Below are 19,644 nucleotides of genomic sequence, written 5' to 3'. Positions count from 1 at the left end.
CCTGTAAGGATCGGCAGGATGGACGCCGCGGCCGTCGTCGGTGAGCTGCGGCAGCTGCACGAGGAGGCCGAGGATCCCAGCGTTGAACGTATGCCGGCCGACGACGAGGTCTACGGTGCGCTGCTGTACGCGGAGAAGCACGCGGGCGCTCTGCGGAAGCTCGCTCTGGAGAAGCAGCGGGCGGCGGCTGCCCGGCGGGTCCAGCTCTGGGAGTACCTGCGCGAGCGTGCCGAGATCCATCAGGCCCGAGCCGTCGCCGACGCACGTGCCGCGGGTGCGGAGTGGGTGGAGCTCGCCCCCGCTCTCGCGGTCAACGCACCCAGCGCCGCCTACAACAAGGCCAAGCGGCTCCGGGCCGCCGCTCTGGACGACGAGGTGCCGGACGGTGACCCGTTGCGCCGGACACCGGAAGCCGTCATCGCGGCCGAACTCCGGATCGCCCGTCAGAAGCAGGAAGCCCAGCGAGCCGAGGAAGCCGCTCGGCAACGTCACCGTCTCCTGATGCCCGTGGCGCAACGCCTCCTGGATCACCGCGAGGGTCTGGTCCTGGACGAGGACGCCGAGTACTGGCTCGACGAGGTCGCCGAAGTCCTCCCCAACTGCGTCACCGGGATTCAGATGGTGAGCCTCCACCGCTATCTCGGTGCCGCGGTCCGCGCCTTGAGCCGGCTGGAGCAGCGGACGGCCCGACCGGTCACCATGACGGATGAGGCCGGTCTCGCCCTGTCCGCGGCCGCTCACTTCGTTGAGCAATGACCGTGACGGACCCTGCCGACCCGTGACTCATGTGCCGAGTGCTGAGAGGGTGATTACGGCGTAATCACCCTCTGGGCTCCCTGAGAGAGGGTTTGCGGGCCGGGAACCTTCCATAACTAACGTGTCGATGCTTCAAAAGATCATGGACGTTAGTATGGTTTCCCTCATGAACTCGCCAGCAACCAGCGACCGCGAAAAGGTCGTCAGCAAGTTGCCGGGATGGCTCCGGCAGAACCTGAAGATCAGAGCCGCCCAGCACGGCATCGAGATCCAAGCGGCGGTCGAGCAGGGCATCAGGGACTGGTGCGACCTCGCTTCCACCATCGCGGCCGTCGACACCTCGGGCGCCGACTCCTTCTCCACCTTCCTGCCTCCGGGTCAGTGGGAGGAGTTCCGGCAGACCGTCACCGACCGGCGAGTCTCGCTGATCCAGGGTCTCGCCCAGTCGGTCCAGCTCTGGCTCGACACCAACCCCGCACCGGACGTCACCCGGCCCGAGATCACTCGCCGCATGGTGGTCTGCAACCAGAAGGGCGGGGTCGGCAAGACGGCCGTCACCGCCGGTGTCGGTGAAGCCCTCGCCGAGGACTCCAACGCCCTTCACCCCGTGCAGGTCGCCAAGGCCCTCGCCAAGGCTCTCGGGCAGAGCAATGTCCAGGCCGACGAGGCGGAGCAGAACGAGAACCCGCTCGACATCGAGAACCTCCCCGGGCTCGGTCAGCGTGTGCTCCTGGTCGACTTCGACCCGCAGTGCCACCTCACCAACCAACTGGGCGCCACTCCCCTGCCGATGAACGGCGACAGCCTCACCAACCACATGGCGGGTGACCCCAAGGGCGATCTCCGTGACCTCGTGGTCTCCGTCGACGAGGAGAAGTTCGCCGGCAGGCTGCACCTGCTTCCGGCGTGCCACGACGCCTTCCTTCTCGACGTACGCCTTTCCGCGGTGCGAGCCCGTGAGGCCGCGCTCGAGCGGGCGCTCGCACCGCTCGAGAGTGATTACGACGTAATCATCGTCGACTGCCCGCCCAGCCTCGGACTCAGCATGGACGCGGCCGCCTACTACGGCCGCCGCCGCGACGGTGAGCGGCCCGGCCAGTCGGGCGCCCTGATCGTCGTCCAGGCCGAGGACAGCTCCGCGGACGCCTACGACCTGCTCACCACCCAGATCGACGACCTGCGCGGCGACCTCGATGTCGACATCGACTACCTCGGCATCGTCGTCAACCTGTACGACTCCCGCCGTGGTTACATCGCAACATCATCCCTTCAGGGGTGGGTGGACATAAAGGATCCGAGGGTCGTCGGTCTCATCGGCGACCTGAAGGAACAGAAGGAAGCCGTCCGAGTGAAGCAGCCTCTGCTGTCGTATGCCCCCAAGTCACAACAGGCGATCGGGATGCGCGCCCTTGCCAGGGAGGTGCTGTGAGCAAGGCCGACCAGTTGGGTGCCGGCCGGTTCGGTGGGGGAGTGCGCCCGGTCAGCGCCCGCCGCCAGGCCGTCGCGGCGGCCACGGGTGTCCCCACCGAGGGGGTCGCACCACCGAACGAACTCCCCCCGCACCGTGTCAGCCTCAACCCGGACAACCCGCGTTCCACCCTCGGGGACCTCACCGATCTCGCGGGCAGTCTGAAGACGCACGGCCAGAAGCAGGCCATCACGGTCATGAACCGTGACGCCTACGTCAAGGCCAACCCCGATCGTGAGAGCGACATCGAGCCGGACACCGCGTACGTCGTCATCGACGGCAGCAGCCGACTCGCCGCCGCGCGCGAAGCCGGCCTCGCCGCCGTCAAGGTGATGGTCAGCGACGAGCAGGGAGCCACCTCCGAGGAACTCCTGGAGTCCGCGCTCGTCGCCAATATCCACCGTCAGGACCTGGAGGAACTCGACGAGGCGCGCGCCCTGCAACGGCTGCTGGCCATCCACGGCAGCCAACGGGGTCTGGCGAAGCGGCTGCACCGTTCCCAGGGCTGGGTGTCGCAGCGGCTGGCGCTGCTCAATCTCACCCCGGAACTCCAGGCGCGGATCAGCGAGGAACCGATCGAGCTGCTGCGTGCCGTCGGCAACCGGCCGCACGAGGAGCAGGCAGCGGCTCTGGAGGAACTCAAGGCGGAGCGGGCCCGGAAGGAGGCGGAGCGGCAGGCCGCGCTGGCTCCCAAGCCGCAGCCCGTCGAATCGGTCGCCGTCGAGCGGGAACCCGGGCCACTCAGCGGGCAGAGTGATTACGCCGTAATCACCCCGGCCCCGGCCCCGGCCCCGGCCCCGGAACGGGAACGGGAACCGGAACCGGAACCGGTTGAGCCCGTACTCGAGCCCGAACCCAAGTCAGAAACCGCGCCTCTCAACGGGCAGAGTGATTACGGCGTAATCACCCCGGCCCGGGAAACGGACATCGCCGAGCCCGCCGAACCGGCCGCAACCGCTGAGCATGCCGAGCCCATCGAACCTGCCGCGCCCGCCGAGAGCCGGAGTGGTGAGACGTCCCGGCGGCCGGAGAGTGTTCCCGAGCCGCGCAGCGACAGCAGGCCCGCGACGCCCTCAGGTCCGCGCGGCGATGTGACCGCCGCTTCCGCTCCTTCAGGTTCGCGCGGCGATGTGGGGACCGCCGACCCCTCGGGTCCGCGTGGCGAGGAGCGGACCGGTGCCTCGGCGTCCGCTCAGGCAGAAGGCCGCACCCCGCCGAATCTTCCTTACGACGACGGCACGTTCATCGCCATGCATCTCATCAAGAAGATGAGTGACGTCGAGCTCGACCGGATGCTTCGGATTCTCAATGACCATCAGCGACAGAGGAACGCCGGGGCCGGCGACCGCGTCGGCCAGTGACAGGCCACCAGGGGAGCCCTCTGCCGTGACGTGCGGAGGGCTCCCGTCCTGTGTTCGGCGCCCGCTCGGCCGTGAGCCCGGAGCTTAGAGCGCCTCAGTTTCCTCCCGAGCCCCACCTTTGGCCGTGCTCCTCGTCTGCCTCCACGCACCCCCCTTGCTTCGCCGAGTACAGGGGTGGTCGCTGTGCGGTGTTTCGACGCATGGGCGGCGGGCCAGTGTGTGGGAGGGAACGAATGTGCAGAGAATTCGAATGAGCCGGAGGAAGGTGGTGTCCGGCTTGGGGAGGAAGGGGGGAAGCCGTGCGTGCGTGTGTGATCGGTGCGGGGCTGTCAGGGCTGGCGGTGGCGTATGCCCTGAAGGACCGCGGTATCGAGGTCGTCTGTCTTGAGAAGGCTCCCGATGTCGGCGGGGTCTGGCGTCAGCCGGAAGCCGGTGAGCGGGGCCCGGGGTACATGTCACTGCACCTCAACACTGCCAAGCAGCTGACCGGCTACGCCGATTTTCCGATGCCGGATTCCTATCCGCTGTACCCGCGGCACAGTGATGTCGCGGCCTATCTGCGGTCGTTCGCCCAGTGGTCGGGCGTTCTGGAGCATGTCGAACTGCGTACCGAGGTGCTGTCGGTGCAGCAGGAGGCGGACCACATGTGGACGGTGGTCAGCCGTGGCGCGGACGGTGCGGTGGTGTCGCGGCGCTTCGAGCGAGTGATCGTCGCTTCGGGCCATCACTCCGAGCCCGCCCTGCCGGATCCTCTTCCGCCGGGTGCCGCCGCTTTTGCTGGAACGATTCTGCACTCATTGGACTACCGCCAGGGCAGCGACTACGCCGGGCAGCGGACGGTCGTCGTCGGCCTCGGAGCGTCGGCGGTGGACATCGCGGCCGATCTGTCGAGGCATGCCGCGCAGACCGTCGTCTCGGTACGCCGGGGACTGCACATCGTCCCCAAGCAGCTGTTCGGGACATCGGTCGACGAGATCGCCGAGGCTTCCTGGTGGAACGTGATGTCCCTCGGTGAGAAGCGCCGGTTCGTGGAGCAGGCGCTGCTGGTGGCGCGGGGCCGACTGGGGGACTACGGGCTGCCCGAGCCCGACCACCCGATCTTCTCCTCGGCGGTGACCATCTCCGACGAGATCCTCAGTCGTATCCGGCACGGCGCGGTGACGCCGAAGCCCGCGATCGACCGCTTCGAGGGCAACCGTGTGGTCTTCACCGACGGGACGCACGTGGAGGCGGACACCGTCGTCTACTGCACCGGATTCCACATGGCCTTCCCGTTCCTGCCCCCGGGCTGCCCGATCGGTCCGGACGGTTCGGTGGAGCTGTACCGGAGGGTGGTCGCCCCGGGCCGGCCGGGCCTGTACTTCGTCGGACTGGTCAGGCCGGTGGGGGCGATCACGCGACTGGTGGAGGCACAGGCGCAGTGGGTCACCCGCATCATCGAGGGTGAGGTGACGCTGCCGTCGCGGGATGTGATGCGGGCGGAGATCTCCGCGTACCTGGACGACATCGCCGAGCGCTACGGCCGTACCCAGGGGGCCTCGATCCAGGTCGACGTAGGCCCGTACCTGGGGGAGTTGCGGGGGCTGATCAATGTGTGATCCGCCGTCCGGGAGGCACTGCCCGGCCGGAAGCGAGGGCTGAAGCGGTCCTCGTCTCGGCGGATCTCTCGGAGGTCCGGCGCCGCCACGCATCGCGTCGGCGGCGCCCTCGGCCTCGGGTGGGCACCTGAGTCAGCGCATCGCTTCCACCGGGTCCGGCGCCATCACGTTCGGCGGCCTGACGGCGTACGCCTCACAGGACAGGTACGTCGTCACCCGGGCCGGCCGACCGTGCTGGTGGGCCAGTGCGAGGTAGGAGATCAGACCGACGCCGTCCTCGGGCCGCCGTCGGGTGAGGGCGGCGAGCGCGCGGTCCAGCGGGCCGGCGTCCATGCCGTGCCGGTGCAGCAGGTTGGTGGCGCGGGCCAGGACCTCTTTGTCGTGGCGCGCGTAGTCCCTGACGGGGATGTGCAGAGTGAAGCCGCTCGGCCGTGCGGCCGCGGTGTCGGTGAACGCGTGACAGGTCAGAGCGGGCCGCCTGGTCAGACGGTCCGCCTCGGAGCGGGTGCCCGCGGCCGCGCGGAAGAACTCCTCGAGGTCCGCGGGGTCGGGGCCGGGGTCCATCCGCGACAGGAGTGCGGCCCGGTCGGCCGTCATGTCGTCGTGGCTCAGATAGACCTTCACCCGCGGCTGCTCCCAGTCCCCGAGGTCCAGGGCGAGGAACGGGTATCCGTCGGCTTCGGGCATGGCGCCGAAGGCCTGGTGGTGGCCGAGCCGCCGCAGCGCCTCCCGTACCGTCTCGGCACGGTGTTCGCGGCCGGAAGCGGCCGGGTTCAGATAGACCTTGAGCTGGGGGATGCCGCCGGGGCGCAGTTCCAGGGCGCACCACAGGGCGAAATCGCCCTGCGGGGACGACGGAAGGAACAGGTCCGCGACCGCGTCGAGAGGTTCGGTCGTGAAGCGCCAGCGGCTCGCCATGGCGCGGACCGCCTCGAGTCCGGTACGCCCGTTGCGGGCCAGGTCGGCCGCTCCGCAGCCCGGTTCCACCAGCACCCGTACCGCGGGTGCCGCACCCGGCCGGAACGACAGGGAGAACTCCACGGGCGTGTGGTCGTCGGACAGGAAGGTGCGGTTCGGGGGCGGGAGGTCCAACGACCGTACGGAGGCGGTGCCCAGGGATTCGCTCAGTACCTGGGCGTAGGTGTCGCAGTCGTCCTGGGACAGACCGGCGGCCGCGCAGAGCCTGCGCGACTGGCCGCCGGTGAAGGAACCGAGAGTGGGTATGCCGGGCGACTCAGCGCCGACCCGCGCCCCGCTCACCGGCTCGTCCGGTGGTGCGGGACGCGGACAGGAAGATACCCGCCCCGTAGGGCGGGTATCGGGAGTCTCGGCAGATGTGCGGCGTCGATGGATATGTGGTCCATGACACCTCCTTTGCTTCGTGAGCAACTCGAATGCCGCGTTGCTCACTACCCCTGCCGATCAACCTCCATGCCGGGCAGGTGCTGTGGGAGGACGTTAAGCACGTCACCTTGTCAGCCAGTTGAGGAACTGGCTCCACATTCCACTGCGTTGGGGCTGGGGGGCCGTCGAGGTTTCCTGGGCGCGCGCGGGCTCCGGCGCGGCGGGGGCCCGGCCGGGCCGATCGGCGGTCTGCACCGGGGTGAAACGGGTGGGAAGCGCGGTGAGCGTGCGGTGGAAGGGGCCCGGCCGCCAGCTCAAGCTCTCCTCGGGCACGGCGAGTTGGATGTCCGGCAGCCGGTTGAGCAGGTTCTCGATGGCGATGACCGTGATGTGCCGGGCCTGGTCCTTGAACGGGCAGGCGTGCGGGCCCGCGCTCCACGCCAGGTGGGCGCGGTTGCTGCCGGCCTGGCGCGCGGCCGTCAGCGTCGGACCGGTGTTGGCCGCGGCGAAGCTGACCAGGACCAGGTCGCCGGCCTGGAGCTGCTGCCCGGCGAACTCCATGTCGGAGGTGGGGTAGTGCGGCGCGTAGTTCGCCATGGGCGGGTTCTCCCACAGCGTGTCGTCGAGGGCCTCGTCGATCAGACCGCCGCCGTGCGCGTAGCGCTCGTGCGTGAGGAGCCGGTGCAGCGTGTTGCCGATGAGGCCGCGCTGCGCCTCGGAGGAGCCCATGAGCAGGGCGAGTTGGTGGACCATCTCCTCGTCGGTGAGCTTCGCCTCGTGCTGCATCAGCCAGGAGGTGATGTCGTCGCCCGGCCGGCGCCGCTTCATCGCGACGAGTTCGCCCACGGCCTCGAACAGCACCATGGTCGCCTTGTCGGCGTTGATGCCGTCGAACATGCCGGAGATGCCGAACAGCACCCGGTCGCCGATGTCGGCGGGGCAGCCGTAGAGCTCGTTGAAGACGAACAGGGGCAACTGCTTGGCGTACTCGGCGAGCAGGTCGGCCGAACCCAGCGAGCCGAACCGGGAGATGAGGTAGCCGGAGACCTGTTCGGTGATACGGGTCAGCCGGCGCGTGTCCACCCGCGCCATGCTGTCGGTGACCGCCTGCCGCAGCCGCTGGTGGTCGGCGCCGTCGGCGAACATCGCGTTGGGCCGGTACGCCAGCAGGGGCGCGACGGGGCTGTCCTCGCTGATCCGGCCTTCGTTGAAGGCCCTCCAGTGGCGTGCGTCTTTACGGAAGGAAACAGAGTCCTGGAGGAGCTGGAGGGCCGCCGCATAGTCGGTGACCAGCGTTGCCTCGACGCCGGGGGCGAGCTCGACCGGCGCCGCGGGGCCGTAATGCCGCATGAACTCGTAGTAGGCCTGCGGTGATGCGGCGAACTCCGGCCCGTACAGCGGCACCCGGCCGCCGGAGCCGTGGGCGGGGCATCCGGGTGGTGGCACCGGGGCGTTGTCGTGAGCGTCCATGTCTGCTCTCTAGTTCACTAGTGGGAACGGTCTAGCAAAAAGCGGACCAGGGTGATCAGTGCGTCGGCGGAGGAGCGCTCGTCGCGTGCGTCGCAGGTGACCACCGGTGTGTCGTCCAGCAGGTCGAGCGCCTCGCGCAGCGCCTGCTCGTCACGCGGCGGTGATCCGGCGAAGTGGTTGACCGCGATGGCGTAGTCCAGGCCGTACTGCTCGATGAGGTCGATCACCGGGAAGGAGTCCGCCAGCCGCTCGGGGTCGATCAGGACCAGCGCCCCGAGGGCGCCGCGGGCCATGTCCTCCCACATCTGCACGAAGCGCTGCTGCCCGGGCGTCCCGAACAGGTACAGCACCACGCGTTCGCTGATGGTCAGACGCCCGAAGTCCATGGCTACCGTGGTGGTGGTCTTGTCCTGGACGCCCTTGAGGTCGTCGACCGCCTCGGCGGCCTGCGTCATCGTCTCCTCGGTGGACAACGGCTCGATCTCGGAGATCGCCCCGATGAACGTGGTCTTGCCCACCGCGAAGTGTCCGACGACGAGGATCTTCACCGCGGTCTGGGTCTCCCCGCCGCGGACATAGGCCTGCTCATCCAAACTTGGCGCGGAGACCATTGAGCACCTCCTCCAGGATCTCCCTGTCGGCGAGAGGAGCACGGGCCACCGGCGGGCGGGTCAGGACGTAACCGCCCTCCGCCAGGGACGCCAGCAGGATCCGTACCACTCCCAGGGGCAGCCGGGTGTGCCCGGCGATCTCGGCGACGGACAGGTAGCCCGCGGAGCAGATGTCCATCAGGCTCTGCTCCTCGGGCGACAGCCGCATCGGCCGCTGTGCGTGCTCGGGGGACGCCGTGACCAGCGTGATGAGGGACAGCTTCCCCTCGTCGGGCAGGGCGCGTCCCTGAGTGATGACGTACGCCCGCACTAAATCGGTGGCTTCCGGCTCCCAGCCGTCGTGCCGCGTCATGAGCGCGCGCCGAGGTTTTCGCGCGGCGGTGTCGTGAGCTCCTTGCCGAGCTGCGCGACCAGCTGCTGCATACGGAACGTGATGTCGGCCATGTCGACGTCGGGGGAGGCGGACACACCGAGGTAGGCGCCCTCGCCGGCGGAGATCAGGAAGACCCAGCCGCCGTCGAACTCGACCAGGGTCTGCCGCCACCCATGGTTGGGGTCACCGCAGAAGAACCCGAGCGCGCGGCTGAGCGACTGCACACCGCTCATCCCCGCGGCGACCCGGTCTGCGTCGTCCTTGCCGATGTCCTTCGTGCGGGCCATCAGCAGGCCGTCGGCGGAGATCAGGACCGCGTGCAGGGCCCCGGGAATCTCCAGGGCGCTGTCGAGCATCCATGACAGATCGTCGTTCACGAGACCTCATGTCCTTCGCTGCTTGCACCAGGTGTGCTGCTCGTCTGGTCTCCGGCCCCGGGCCGCGCGGCCCTGCCGGACTGCGTGCCCCGCTGGAAGGCACCCATGATCTGGGCCTGTTCGGCATCGGAGCGGCCCGCGGAGCGTGCGGGCGAGGAACTGCCGGGAACGATGGCCATCGGCCGCTTGCGACGGCGGCGGGGGAGACCGTCGTCGGAGGCGGGCGCGGTGAGCGCGGCCTCGGGGCCGCCGTCCGTCCGCGCGGCCGGGGCGGCGGCCGGCGCCTTCTTCTCCGGCATCGCGGTGAGCAGGTCGTGCGGCAGCAGGACGACCGCGCGCACACCGCCGTAGGGGGAGGAGGAGTCCACCGACGCCTCGAAGCCGAAGCGCTCGGACAGCAGGCCGATGACGGCGAAGCCGAACTGCGGGGGATTGCCGAGCCCGGCCACACCTGTGGCGCGCTCGCTCGACAGGAGCTTCTCGGCGCGCACGCGCTCCTCGTTGCTCATACCGACACCGGCGTCGTCGACGATGACACACAGACCCTTGGGGACGGTCCGGATGTTGATCTCGACCACGGTGTCGGGGCTGGAGTAGCTGGTGGCGTTGTCGAGCAGCTCGGCCAGCGCCAGGGCCACGGGCTCCACGGCCCGGCTGGTGATGCCGAAGTCGACCTGGGAGAGGATCTCCACCCGGCGGAAGTGCCGGATGCGGCCCTGGGCGCTGCGGACCACGTCGAACACGGACGCGGTGTCACGCCGGCCGCCCAGCCAGCCGTCGCACAGCACCGCGATGGACTGCGCGCGCCGGCCGAACTGCGAGTTGGTGTGGTCGATTTCCAGCAGGTCCTGCAACATGGCCGAGTCGCCGTACTTGGACTGGAGCCGGGAGAGCACCAACTGCTGCTCCGCGGCGAGGCCCTGAAGTGTCCGCATCGCGGATTTCAGGACGGTTTTAGTCTCCTCCTCGGCCCGCTCCTGAGCGGCCTGCACAGACTTTCCGTAATCGGTCTCCAGCTCTGTGTAATGACTTTTCAGGTCCTGGACTTCCTGCCGCAATGCACGCGATGCCCTGCGCTGGCGGGCGATGAGGGCGACGGCGGCGATGAGGGCGACGAGCAGAGCCCAGAGCAGTGGGTTCCCTGTGTACTCGGTCATAGGACTCTCTTCAGGCGACTGACGGCCGGCTTGCTGATTTCCCGTCAATGCGGACGACCGGGCAGTGCCGCCCGTACCGGGACCGCCGCCCTGGGCTGTCCCGAAGGCGGTTTGTCACTCTTCGCCCATCCGTTCGATCCGCAATCGCGGTGATGGTATCACCGGCGGAACACGTGAATATTCGTCAGAACCTGTGCCAATGAGCCCTGTTGAGACCGACGACACACCCATGAGGTGGGTGCGTGAACGCTGTAGGAAATGCGGCTCTGCCGGTCTGTGGCAAAGGCTGCGGAAAACGTCGTCTTTCCTCCGGGATAACCCGACTGATGGTGAATATCGACCGGGGCGGTCACTCAGCGGAGGCGAGGCACCGGTCCACACCATGCGTCGAGGGCCCCGATCCGTCGGTCGGATCGGGGCCCTCGACTCGCGCGGCGTGCGGCCGCCGGAGTGTCGTGGCGGCGTCAGCTGCGCAGGACACGGCCCTGCTTGTCGGTGCGGTCGTTGCCCGTCAGGTAGAGGATGCCGTCGATCAGCGACCAGATACCCAGACCGCCGCAGGTGAGCAGCTGGGCGACACCGATACCCACGGAGCCGACGTAGAAGCGGCCGACGCCCAGGGGACCCAGCAGGATCTGGAGGATGCCGGCGATGATCTTCGACTTGTCGGAGAACGGGCGGCCCTGCGGGTCGTAGCCGTAGGGGGCCTCGGAACGGTGGGACATGGTGTTACTCCAGAAGGGATGGTGTGACAGTCGGGACGAACTTCCCGGGAGTCGGGGGAACTCGGTCACCACGTGCATGCGCGTACGCACAGCGGCCCACGGATCAGCGGAGGTGGGCGTTCCTCCCACGTTCAGGCAGCGTAGGGACCCGGTTGCACGGTGAGGCACCTTTCCTGGCCAAACGCTCACGCTGAGTGATCGATGTGTTTCCGACGAGCCGTCACACTGTTCCGGGGGCGCCCTCAGACGGCATTGCGTACGGCGGTCCAGACGACCGCCGTCAGCAGGATCAGTGCCTGGCCCCGGCGGGCGATCCGCGGGCTCCAACTCCGGCCGCGCAGGCCCTCGACCGTCCACCGTCCCCACAGCGCCAGCGCCAGCGGCGCGGCGAGCAACAGGGCCCTGTTGTCCAGCCAGGCGTGGGCGAGGTCGCCGTGCATCAGGTCGTAGGCCATCCGTGTGCCCCCGCAGGCCGGGCACAGCAGCCCGGTCACGAGCCGGAACGGGCACTTCGGCAGCAGTCCGCCGGGCTCGTGCGGATCCGTGCCCCACAGGTGGACGGCGCCCACGGCTCCCGCCACCACAACCGCCGCCGGCGCCAGCGCGGGATGCCGGAGCAGACGTCGTCCGGGCCGTGCGGGTCCCGTCCCCTCAGTCACGCAGGACACGCCCCCGCGCGTCGGTGCGCTCGTCACTCGTGAGGTAGAGGATGCCGTCGATCAGCGACCAGATGCCCAGGCCCCCGCAGGTCAGCAGTTGAGCGATGCCCACGCCCCACGAACCGACGTAGAAACGCCCCACGCCGAAGGGGACGAGGATCTGGAGCAGCCCGGCGATGAGCTTCATCTTGTCGGAGCAGGGGCGGCCGAAGCGGTCGTAGCCGTACGGGGCGTCGGGGTCGACGGGGTACGCCACCGGGGGCGGCTGGTGGGCGCCGGGCGGGAACGGGGCGGGGCCGGGCGGGGGACAGCCGCCGGGCGGCGGGCCGAACGAGCCGTACCGCCCGGCCGCGCCGAACTGCGGATGACTGTTTCCGGGCGACTGGGGTGGCTGTTCGCTCACGGTCGTTCGACTCCTGCGAAAAGGGTGGGGAATTGAGCGCCATGGTTACAGGAGAGGGCCGACGAAAAGAAACGGCGCCGTGGCCGCCGATGCGTTTCCACGGTGCGCCGAGAGGCATGGAACCGGAAGTCCCCGACCCTGTCCGAGCCGCTGTCGCTCCTGGTCAACGGTGGTGTGTTCAGATGCTGTTCGCCGTGCGTACGGCATTGCCGGGCGGCGGATTCCCCTTTTCCGAATGGTTCTGCGACGTCACGGAAGAGGGCGAGTCACCGCGCTCGGTGAGCACTCGCCGGACGCGTTTCTGAGCCGCACAATGCTCAATTCGATTGAGCATTACGGAACCTGCGGATGCCTTTCCCGGTCAGTCCTCCGCCCACCCGTCCTCGCGGACGCGGGCCGCCAGGTCGATCTTCGTGTAGGTCGGGCGGCCCGCCTGCTGGTACTTCTCCTTCACCCGGTCCAGGTAGTACTTGGCCGTGTGCGGACTCACCCCGGCCCGGCGCGCGGTGGCCTTGAGGGTGAGGCCGGAGGCGTACTCCAGCAGCACCTGGCGTTCCTTCGGCGACAGGCTCGGCCGTACCGGGCCGTCGTCGTGCGCCCAGGCGAAGGCGAGTTCGGCGGAGTGCGCCGTCCCGCCCCCGGCCACCTCCTCGACCGCCTTCACCAGCGTCGGCAGATCGTGGTCCTTGGTGAGATAGCCGTCCGCGCCCGCCGCGATCGCGGCGACGATCCGGCGCCGGTCGGCCACAGCGCTGATCACCAGCACCCGCGGGCCGGCGGCCCGCAGCCGCCCGATGTTGTCCGGCGGCTGCGACCCGTCGCCGAGCACCAGGTCCAGCAGGACGACGTCGTACGGCACCGGACCGCCGACTTCGGCCGAACCGGCCCCGGCGAGCAGGTCGTCCACCGTGCCCGCCGTCGCAGCCAGCCGCACCTCGGGCACGCCGTCCAGCCAGGCCCGCAGCCCGTCGAGCAGCATCCGGTCGTCGTCCACCACGGCCACCCTGATCACGCCGGCCACCGCAGGGCGATACGAGTGCCCTCGCCGGGCGCGCTGTCCACCTCCGCGGCGCCCCCCGCCTCGCGCATCCGCGCGCCGACCGAGGAACGCAGTCCCAGCCCTTCGCGGACGGCCCGCGGGTCGAAGCCGGAGCCGCGGTCGACCACGGTCACCTCGACGCCTTCGCCGTCACCCGTGACCGTCACGTACGCGTGGTCGGTCCCGGAGTGCCGCAGCACGTTGTTCAACGCCTCGGTCACCGCGCTGCCCAGCGCCGCGGCCGCGTGCGGAGGCATCTCCCGCAGGCGCCCGTACTGCGCGGTGACCCGCAGCCCCAGGCCCTCCGCCGCACGCACCGCGCGCTCGACGGCCGCCGCCGTGCCCGGCGCGACGTCCTCGCGGGCGTGCTGCTGCACGAGCCGACGCAGATACGCCGCCTCCCGGCCGCACCGCTCGCGCACGGACGGCGCGTCGGCGTCGGCCCGGCCGCTCGCGATCGCGGTGAGCGTCGCCAGCACCGTGTCGTGCAGCGCCCGGTGATGGGCGATGCGCTCGGCGTACCGGGCGCGTTCGGCCTCGGCGGCGAGGGCCTGCTCCGTGGCCGCGTCGAGCAGACCGCCCTGGCGGCGCAGGTACCACCAGAACACCCGGGACAACACGGCCGACGACACCAGGGCGTTGAGGTGGGAGGCGATCACCGCGACATCCGCTCCGGCCAGCCAGTACCCGGCCGTGTGGGTGGCCACCAGCGCCGCGACGGCACCGGCCACCGCCGGCGTCCGGACGAACGCGACCGCGCAGACCGCGCTCGCCGACCCGCCGAGCAGCATCACCCAGGACAGGCCCGGCGCCCGGTCCGCACCGCCCGCGTACACGACGAACGGCAGCGCGCAGCCGACGAGTCCGACGTCCACGAGCGCCGCCCGCACACCGAACCGGCGACGCGACCGGGCCGGGGCGAAGACCGCGACGCTCGAACCCAGCGCCGCCGCGAGCGCGAGCCACGACAGCACGCTCGCGCGCTGGTGCTGGACCACCGCGAGGACACCGACCACCAGATGGCTGGCCCGGTACAGGCCGGTCGCCAGCACCATGAACGCGTGCGCCCGGTGCAGACCCGAACCCACGCTCATGGCACCTCACCCGCACCCACACAACCCCCCTGAAACGGCGGTACAGCCCGGCCCTGGCGCCCACTAGGTTCAGGGCGTCCCGGCGCGATCACGACGAGCCATCAGATCATCACGTCGGGTCAGAACGCCGGTCGGAATCCGGGCAACAAAGGAGGAAAAGTGGCTCGAAGTGTGCGCCGCGGTGGGATAGCCGCGGTCCTGGTGTCGCTGTTCGTTCTGCTGGTCCCCAGTGCGGCACAGGCTGCCGATCCGCCGATCCGCTACACCGGCTGGATCACCAACGCCGCGATCTACGAGATGCGGGCCTCGTACTCGTGGCAGTGCATGGACGTGCGCGGTGAGTCGCAGAGCCCCGGCGCGATCGTCCAGCGCTACGACTGCAAGGGCAAACTGCACCAGCGCTTCTACTTCCAGCCCTCCGGCACCCCGGGCCTGTTCATGATCGGCGTCTACGGCAGGTACTGCGTGGGCGCCCAGAACGCCGCCGTCGCCGACGGCACCCCGATGGTGATCGGCCACTGCCAGGGCCCCGGCCAGCTGTTCCGCTGGGTCGACCGCGGCAACGACCACTGGGAGATCGTCGAGGCCGCCAGCGGCAAGTGCCTGATGGACGCCGGCCGCCGGGAAGCGATCCGGCTCGGCACCTGCGGCAACATCGCCGAGCCGTACCCGAGCCTTTGGACGCCCCGTTACGACCGCCAGTACAACTACACCAGCGTCTGGGGCTGACCGGCCGTACCACCGCGGACTCCGCTCCCGGGGGGAGGCGGGGACCGCCGGTGGTGGCGCCGCGGGGGCAGGGGAACCCCGCGGCGCCACCACCGGCTTTCGCGCGGGGGAGGGCAGCGGGCGCCGGCGCCCCGGACCAGCCGGGGACGCGCGACCGGGCCACCCGGCGCCGGGCCCGCCGGAAGCGGGTGGGTACGCTGCCAAGGACGTACGGCGTTCCGGTCCGTACGTGTGCGACCGGCCCACCCCGGCCGCCCTCCCGCCCCGTCCGTGCGACGGACGTCCCGAAGACCCCACCTCATGCGCGTACTCAGCCCGGCATCCCCCGCCTCCCCGGCCGGCGGCGTGCTGCGCGGGCTGCGGGCCGGGGCCCTCGCGGTGCTCTGCGTGCTGCTGCCCCTGGCCGGACACGTGCTGTCGCAGGGGCACGCCCCGGGATGGCTCATGGTGGTGGCGACGGCCGCGGTCGCCGTACCGGGCGCGGCCGTCCTCACCCGCCGACAGCTCACCGACACCCAGCTCCTCGGGACACTCGCGGTGGCCCAGCTCGTCCACCACCTGGCCTACGCGCTGCCCGGAGCGTGCGCGGCGGCGGCGCGGGCCGACGGCCCCGGCGGCGCGGCGTGGCTGCTGGAGCACCTCCCGGTCGCCGAGCTGCCTCCCGGCGGGCTGCCGGCCGGACACCTGATCGCACTGCTGCTCGCCGCCCGCCTGCTGGGCGTCACGGAGCGGCTGCTGTGGCAGTCGAGGCCGCTGCTGACGGCCGTACGGCGCCTGCTCCTGTTCATCTGGCCCGTGTTCGGCCGGGCCTTCGGCACCGGACCGCGGGTCGCCTTCCGGGTGAGCACCTCGCCCCTGCGCTCGGCCGTGATGGCGCGCCACCATGCCGGACGGGCACCGCCGCGTCGCGGGCGCGCATCCCTCACCTTCTTCCGGCCGATGCCGATCGGTGGTCCCTGCCTGCCCTGACAGGCGCCGCGTGCGGACCGGTTCGGCGGCCGGTCCCACCCGTCCCGGCGCCCCTGGTGCCGGGGGCCGACCGAAAGTTGCCCGTCCATGCACGTCATTCGACGGCGTGCCGCCCGCACGGCGGCACGCTTCCTCGTCGTACCCGCCGCGCTCGCGGCCCTGGCCGCGACCGCCGGGCCCGCCGCGGCCCATACCGAACTCGAGGCCGCCGGCCCCGGCGCGAACGCCCGGCTCGCCGCACTGCCGCCCCGCGTGACGCTGACCTTCAGCGACACGATGACGCAGAAATTCGCCAAGGTCGCCGTGACCGCGCCGAACGGCGACGCCGCCGCGCAGGGCGAACCACGGGTCGAGGGCAGGACCGTCACGCTCTTGCTCGACACCGACGCCCCGGCGGGCCGCTACACGGTGGGCTACCGGGTGGTGTCCGCCGACGGGCATCCCGTCTCCGGCTCGTACACCTTCACCGTCGAGAAGGCGGCCGACCCCACGCCCACACCCACACCCATGGCCGGGTCCGGTTCAACGGTCCGCGGCGAGGAGCCCACCACCCGCGCGGAACCCGTCGCCCGTCAGGGCGGCGGAGGCTCCTCCGGCGCGACGGTGGCGATCACCGCGGGCGCGGGCGCACTGGCGGTGGCCGCCGCCGCGGTCGCCGCCATGGTGCTGCGCCGCAGGAACCGGCATGGCGACTGAGACCGGGGCCGGGCTGAAAGGCCGGGGGAGCGGGCCGCGCGCCTTCAGCCGGTTGCCCCTGTTGCCGGTCGCGGCGACCGCCGTCTGCGTCGCCGTCGCGCTCGCCGCCGTGTGGGCCGGCGGTGGCGGGAGCACCGCGGTACCCGGCATCGCGGACGCCGGACCGGTCACCGCGTGGGGGCTGCCCGTGGCCCGTGCGCTCGTCGACGTGTCGTCCGTGGCGACGGTCGGCGCCCTGCTGCTGGTGGCGGTCCTGATACCGGGCGGGCGCCGGCTCGGCCCCGTACAACTGCGCTACCTCAACTGGGCCCTGGTGGCGGCCGGGCTCTGGGCCGCCGCGTCGGCGGCCGCCTTGGTGTTCACCCTGTCCGACCTGTCCGCCCAGCCCGTCGGCGAGATCCTGAACCCCGCCACGGTCACGGAGTTCGCCACCACCGACACCCGGGGACGCGCCTACGCACTGACGGCCGCCGGAGCCGCGCTGACCGCCACCCTGTGCGTGGGCATCGGCACCGCCCGCTGGGCCCGGCTGGTGCTCCTACTGGCGCTGGCGGGGCTGCTGCCACCCGTCTTCACCGGGCACTCCTCCTCGGCGAGCAACCATGACGCGGCGGTCACCAGCCTCGCCCTGCACGTGGTCGCAGCCGCGGTCTGGATCGGCGGACTGGTCTTCGTGCTGGTCGCGGCGGCGCGCCGGGAGGACCGGGCCGTAGAGGCGGTAGAGCGGTTCAGCGCACTGGCCGGCTGGGCGCTGCTCGCGGTCGCGGCCAGCGGCCTCGTCAACGCCGCCCTACGGCTGTCCCCGGCCGACCTGTTCAGCAGCCGGTACGGGCTGATGGTCCTCGGCAAGGCGGTGGCACTGGCCGCGCTGGGCGGCATCGGCCACTGGCACCGCCGCCGCACCCTGCCGGCTCTCCAGGAGGGCAGGAGCCGCGGATTCGTCCGGCTCGCCGCCGGTGAACTGCTGCTCATGGCGGCGGTGACGGGACTCGCGGTCGGCCTGTCGCGCACGCCCGCCCCCGGCGCGGGCGACGCCTCGCTCTCACCCGCGGAGGAGCTGCTGGGCCACCCCATGCCGCCGCCCCTCGGGAACTTCCCGTGGACGCCGCTGCTCACCGAGTGGCACTTCGACCCGCTGTTCGCGTTCGGCACCGCCGCGGCGGCACTGCTCTACCTAGCGGGGGTGCGCAAGCTGCGGGCACGCGGCGACAAGTGGCCCGTCGGCCGGACGATCTCGTGGCTGGCCGGGCTCGCGGTCACCGCGCTGGCGACGATGAGCGGACTCGGGGTCTACGGCAAGGTGTTGTTCAGCGTGCACATGGGCCAGCACATGATCCTGGCGATGACAGTGCCGCTCCTGCTCGTCCTGGGAGCGCCCGCCACCCTGGCGCTGCGCACCCTCCCCGTCGCACGCGACGGGGCGCCCGACGGCCCGCGCGAGATGCTGCTGAAGCTCCTGCACAGCCGCTACCTGCGACTGGCCTCCCACCCGGTGGTGGCGAGCGTGCTGTTCATCGGCAGCGCCTTCGCCGTCTACTACACCTCGCTGTTCGCGACCTTGATGCGCAGCCACCTCGGCCACCTGTTCATGACGCTGCACTTCCTCGCCACGGGACTCCTGTTCTTCTGGGTCGTCATCGGCATCGACCCCGGCCCGCGCCGACCGCCCCACCTGGGACGGCTGTTCGTGCTGATCCTGACGATGCCGTTCCACTCCTGGTTCAGCATCTCGCTGATGAGCTCCAGCGCGCTGATCGGCGAGGAGTGGTGGTCCCTGCTGGACCGTCCCTGGGTCGAGGAGCCGCTGGACGACCAGTACGACGCGGGCGCCATCGCCTGGGCCACCGGCGACATCCCCGTCCTGATCACCACACTCGTCCTGGCCGTCCAGTGGGTCCGATCCGACCGGCGGGAGGCCCGACGCGTCGACCGGCAGATCGAGCGCGGCGACGCCAACGACCCGCTCGCCGCCTACAACGCCTACCTCGCCGCCCTGCACGCGGCCGACCGCCGCAACTCCGGCCCGGCGAGCCGGCGAGCGCCGACCGCCGCGGGCCCGACAGCGCACCCCGACACGCCTGCCGACACCCCTGTCGATTCCCCCCGAAGCGAGGAACCGTGAAGAGACTGACGAAACACCTGATCGCCGCGGCCGTCATCCTGGCCGGCTTCGCCGCCGCCTTCGGCGTCTACCTGCTGCTCGCCCCCGAGGACCGCGACCGCGGCGCACTGGACGTGCGGCCCGCAGCCCGGGCCGAGGCGGTGCGCGAGTCCAGCCACCGCCTCTCCGAACCGAGGAAGAGCGAGTTGACCATCGTCGAATTCCTCGACTTCGAGTGCGAGGCGTGCGGCGCGTACCACCCGGCCGTGGAGAAGCTCCGCGAGGAGTACGGCGACCGTGTCACCTTCGTCGCCCGCTACTTCCCCATGCCCGGCCACCGCAACGGTGAGCTGGCCGCCCGTGCCGCCGAAGCCGCCGCCCGGCAGGGCAAGTTCGAGGCCATGTACAACAAGCTGTTCACCACGCAGAAGGAATGGGGCGAGTCCCAGGAGTCGAAGGAGGACGTCTTCCGCGGCTACGCCGAACAGATCGGCCTGGACATGAAGAAGTTCGACGCCGACCTGTCCGACCCGGAGACGGCCGAGCGGGTCGCCGCCGACCAGAGCGACGGCGTCGGCCTCGGCGTCCAGGGCACGCCGACCTTCTTCTTCGACGGGGAGGCCATCCCCAATCCGGCCTCCTACGAGCAGTTCAAGGAGCTGATCGACGCCCGGCTCTCCGACTGACCGGAGAGCGCCGCCCGGTTTTCCGATC

General features: G+C 70.8%; 20 protein-coding genes. 9 read left to right on the top strand and 11 right to left on the bottom strand.

Annotated features, from left to right (window positions below):
- The first annotated feature begins 18 nt into the window (after positions 1-18).
- The 4 genes from DN051_RS46040 (at position 19) to DN051_RS41490 (ending at position 5,183) form a co-directional block, all read left to right on the top strand.
- Entirely contained in the window at positions 19-756 is a 738-nt protein-coding gene (locus DN051_RS46040) for a hypothetical protein (RefSeq protein ID WP_199315043.1), read from the top strand.
- 166 nt (positions 757-922) lie between these two features.
- Positions 923-2,185 carry a ParA family protein gene (locus DN051_RS41500; protein ID WP_053758793.1) on the top strand — a complete coding sequence of 421 codons (1,263 nt, stop codon included), beginning with the start codon at positions 923-925 and terminating at the stop codon, positions 2,183-2,185.
- The gene (locus tag DN051_RS47010; protein ID WP_246041262.1) at positions 2,182-3,585 is read left to right on the top strand and encodes a ParB/RepB/Spo0J family partition protein; all 1,404 of its coding nucleotides are present in this window, start codon (positions 2,182-2,184) and stop codon (positions 3,583-3,585) included. Before DN051_RS41500 ends, DN051_RS47010 begins: the two co-directional genes overlap by 4 nt.
- 299 nt (positions 3,586-3,884) lie before the next feature.
- Positions 3,885-5,183, top strand: a complete 1,299-nt coding sequence (locus DN051_RS41490; protein ID WP_053758795.1) for a flavin-containing monooxygenase — start codon at positions 3,885-3,887, stop codon at positions 5,181-5,183.
- Between the two features lie 132 nt (positions 5,184-5,315).
- Here the strand turns inward: DN051_RS41490 and DN051_RS41485 are convergent, their stop codons facing one another.
- The 11 genes from DN051_RS41485 to DN051_RS41435 form a co-directional block, all read right to left on the bottom strand.
- Positions 5,316-6,443: a tryptophan dimethylallyltransferase family protein gene (locus tag DN051_RS41485; RefSeq protein ID WP_053758796.1), complete on the bottom strand. Its 1,128-nt coding sequence runs from the start codon at positions 6,441-6,443 to the stop codon at positions 5,316-5,318.
- A gap of 207 nt (positions 6,444-6,650) precedes the next feature.
- The gene (locus tag DN051_RS41480) at positions 6,651-7,997 is read right to left on the bottom strand and encodes a cytochrome P450 (RefSeq protein WP_112442997.1); all 1,347 of its coding nucleotides are present in this window, start codon (positions 7,995-7,997) and stop codon (positions 6,651-6,653) included.
- 17 nt (positions 7,998-8,014) lie between these two features.
- A complete protein-coding gene (locus DN051_RS41475; protein ID WP_053758798.1) occupies positions 8,015-8,608 on the bottom strand; it encodes a GTP-binding protein in 594 nt (197 codons plus the stop codon).
- Positions 8,583-8,960 (bottom strand): DUF742 domain-containing protein, encoded by a 378-nt coding sequence (locus DN051_RS41470; protein WP_053758799.1) that lies wholly within the window; start codon positions 8,958-8,960, stop codon positions 8,583-8,585. Before DN051_RS41470 ends, DN051_RS41475 begins: the two co-directional genes overlap by 26 nt.
- Complete coding sequence (locus DN051_RS41465) at positions 8,957-9,358, bottom strand: roadblock/LC7 domain-containing protein (protein WP_053758800.1); 402 nt, start codon at positions 9,356-9,358, stop codon at positions 8,957-8,959. The genes DN051_RS41470 and DN051_RS41465 overlap by 4 nt, the downstream gene beginning before the upstream one ends.
- Positions 9,355-10,515, bottom strand: coding sequence for an ATP-binding protein (locus tag DN051_RS41460; RefSeq protein ID WP_053758801.1), 1,161 nt, complete (start codon positions 10,513-10,515; stop codon positions 9,355-9,357). The genes DN051_RS41465 and DN051_RS41460 overlap by 4 nt, the downstream gene beginning before the upstream one ends.
- 464 nt (positions 10,516-10,979) lie before the next feature.
- On the bottom strand, positions 10,980-11,240 hold the full coding sequence (locus DN051_RS41455; RefSeq protein WP_053758802.1) for a TM2 domain-containing protein: 261 nt from the start codon (positions 11,238-11,240) through the stop codon (positions 10,980-10,982).
- A gap of 242 nt (positions 11,241-11,482) precedes the next feature.
- A complete protein-coding gene (locus DN051_RS41450) occupies positions 11,483-11,899 on the bottom strand; it encodes a DUF2752 domain-containing protein (protein ID WP_079000835.1) in 417 nt (138 codons plus the stop codon).
- The gene (locus DN051_RS41445; protein ID WP_079000837.1) at positions 11,892-12,302 is read right to left on the bottom strand and encodes a TM2 domain-containing protein; all 411 of its coding nucleotides are present in this window, start codon (positions 12,300-12,302) and stop codon (positions 11,892-11,894) included. The genes DN051_RS41450 and DN051_RS41445 overlap by 8 nt, the downstream gene beginning before the upstream one ends.
- Before the next feature lie 361 nt (positions 12,303-12,663).
- Complete coding sequence (locus DN051_RS41440; protein ID WP_199315042.1) at positions 12,664-13,314, bottom strand: response regulator transcription factor; 651 nt, start codon at positions 13,312-13,314, stop codon at positions 12,664-12,666.
- Entirely contained in the window at positions 13,311-14,435 is a 1,125-nt protein-coding gene (locus DN051_RS41435; protein WP_053758804.1) for a sensor histidine kinase, read from the bottom strand. Before DN051_RS41435 ends, DN051_RS41440 begins: the two co-directional genes overlap by 4 nt.
- Before the next feature lie 159 nt (positions 14,436-14,594).
- Here DN051_RS41435 and DN051_RS41430 point away from each other — a divergent pair, with 159 nt between their 5' ends.
- The 5 genes from DN051_RS41430 (at position 14,595) to DN051_RS41410 (ending at position 19,616) form a co-directional block, all read left to right on the top strand.
- Positions 14,595-15,164: an RICIN domain-containing protein gene (locus tag DN051_RS41430; RefSeq protein ID WP_162625168.1), complete on the top strand. Its 570-nt coding sequence runs from the start codon at positions 14,595-14,597 to the stop codon at positions 15,162-15,164.
- Between the two features lie 300 nt (positions 15,165-15,464).
- The gene (locus tag DN051_RS41425) at positions 15,465-16,133 is read left to right on the top strand and encodes a hypothetical protein (RefSeq protein WP_053758806.1); all 669 of its coding nucleotides are present in this window, start codon (positions 15,465-15,467) and stop codon (positions 16,131-16,133) included.
- An 87-nt stretch (positions 16,134-16,220) separates the two neighbouring features.
- Complete coding sequence (locus DN051_RS41420) at positions 16,221-16,829, top strand: copper resistance CopC family protein (protein ID WP_112442994.1); 609 nt, start codon at positions 16,221-16,223, stop codon at positions 16,827-16,829.
- A complete protein-coding gene (locus DN051_RS41415; RefSeq protein WP_112442993.1) occupies positions 16,819-18,951 on the top strand; it encodes a bifunctional copper resistance protein CopD/cytochrome c oxidase assembly protein in 2,133 nt (710 codons plus the stop codon). Before DN051_RS41420 ends, DN051_RS41415 begins: the two co-directional genes overlap by 11 nt.
- A complete protein-coding gene (locus DN051_RS41410; RefSeq protein ID WP_053758809.1) occupies positions 18,948-19,616 on the top strand; it encodes a DsbA family protein in 669 nt (222 codons plus the stop codon). The genes DN051_RS41415 and DN051_RS41410 overlap by 4 nt, the downstream gene beginning before the upstream one ends.
- Positions 19,617-19,644: the final 28 nt, after the last annotated feature.

The sequence above is a fragment of the Streptomyces cadmiisoli genome, from assembly GCF_003261055.1.
GTDB lineage: Bacteria > Actinomycetota > Actinomycetes > Streptomycetales > Streptomycetaceae > Streptomyces > Streptomyces cadmiisoli.
The sequence above is the reverse complement of the archived record's forward strand: the minus strand, read 5'-3'. Positions and strand labels throughout refer to the sequence as shown.

Bases quoted from the DNA above. Each gene is read 5' to 3' on its own strand.
- DN051_RS41435 (WP_053758804.1), bottom strand. From the start codon at position 14,435: ATGAGCGTGGGTTCGGGTCTGCACCGGGCGCACGCGTTCATGGTGCTG.
- DN051_RS41460 (WP_053758801.1), bottom strand. From the start codon at position 10,515: ATGACCGAGTACACAGGGAACCCACTGCTCTGGGCTCTGCTCGTCGCC.
- DN051_RS41470 (WP_053758799.1), bottom strand. From the start codon at position 8,960: ATGACGCGGCACGACGGCTGGGAGCCGGAAGCCACCGATTTAGTGCGG.
- DN051_RS41475 (WP_053758798.1), bottom strand. From the start codon at position 8,608: ATGGTCTCCGCGCCAAGTTTGGATGAGCAGGCCTATGTCCGCGGCGGG.
- DN051_RS41420 (WP_112442994.1), top strand. From the start codon at position 16,221: ATGCACGTCATTCGACGGCGTGCCGCCCGCACGGCGGCACGCTTCCTC.
- DN051_RS41480 (WP_112442997.1), bottom strand. From the start codon at position 7,997: ATGGACGCTCACGACAACGCCCCGGTGCCACCACCCGGATGCCCCGCC.
- DN051_RS41500 (WP_053758793.1), top strand. From the start codon at position 923: ATGAACTCGCCAGCAACCAGCGACCGCGAAAAGGTCGTCAGCAAGTTG.
- DN051_RS41415 (WP_112442993.1), top strand. From the start codon at position 16,819: ATGGCGACTGAGACCGGGGCCGGGCTGAAAGGCCGGGGGAGCGGGCCG.
- DN051_RS41455 (WP_053758802.1), bottom strand. From the start codon at position 11,240: ATGTCCCACCGTTCCGAGGCCCCCTACGGCTACGACCCGCAGGGCCGC.
- DN051_RS46040 (WP_199315043.1), top strand. From the start codon at position 19: ATGGACGCCGCGGCCGTCGTCGGTGAGCTGCGGCAGCTGCACGAGGAG.
- DN051_RS41425 (WP_053758806.1), top strand. From the start codon at position 15,465: ATGCGCGTACTCAGCCCGGCATCCCCCGCCTCCCCGGCCGGCGGCGTG.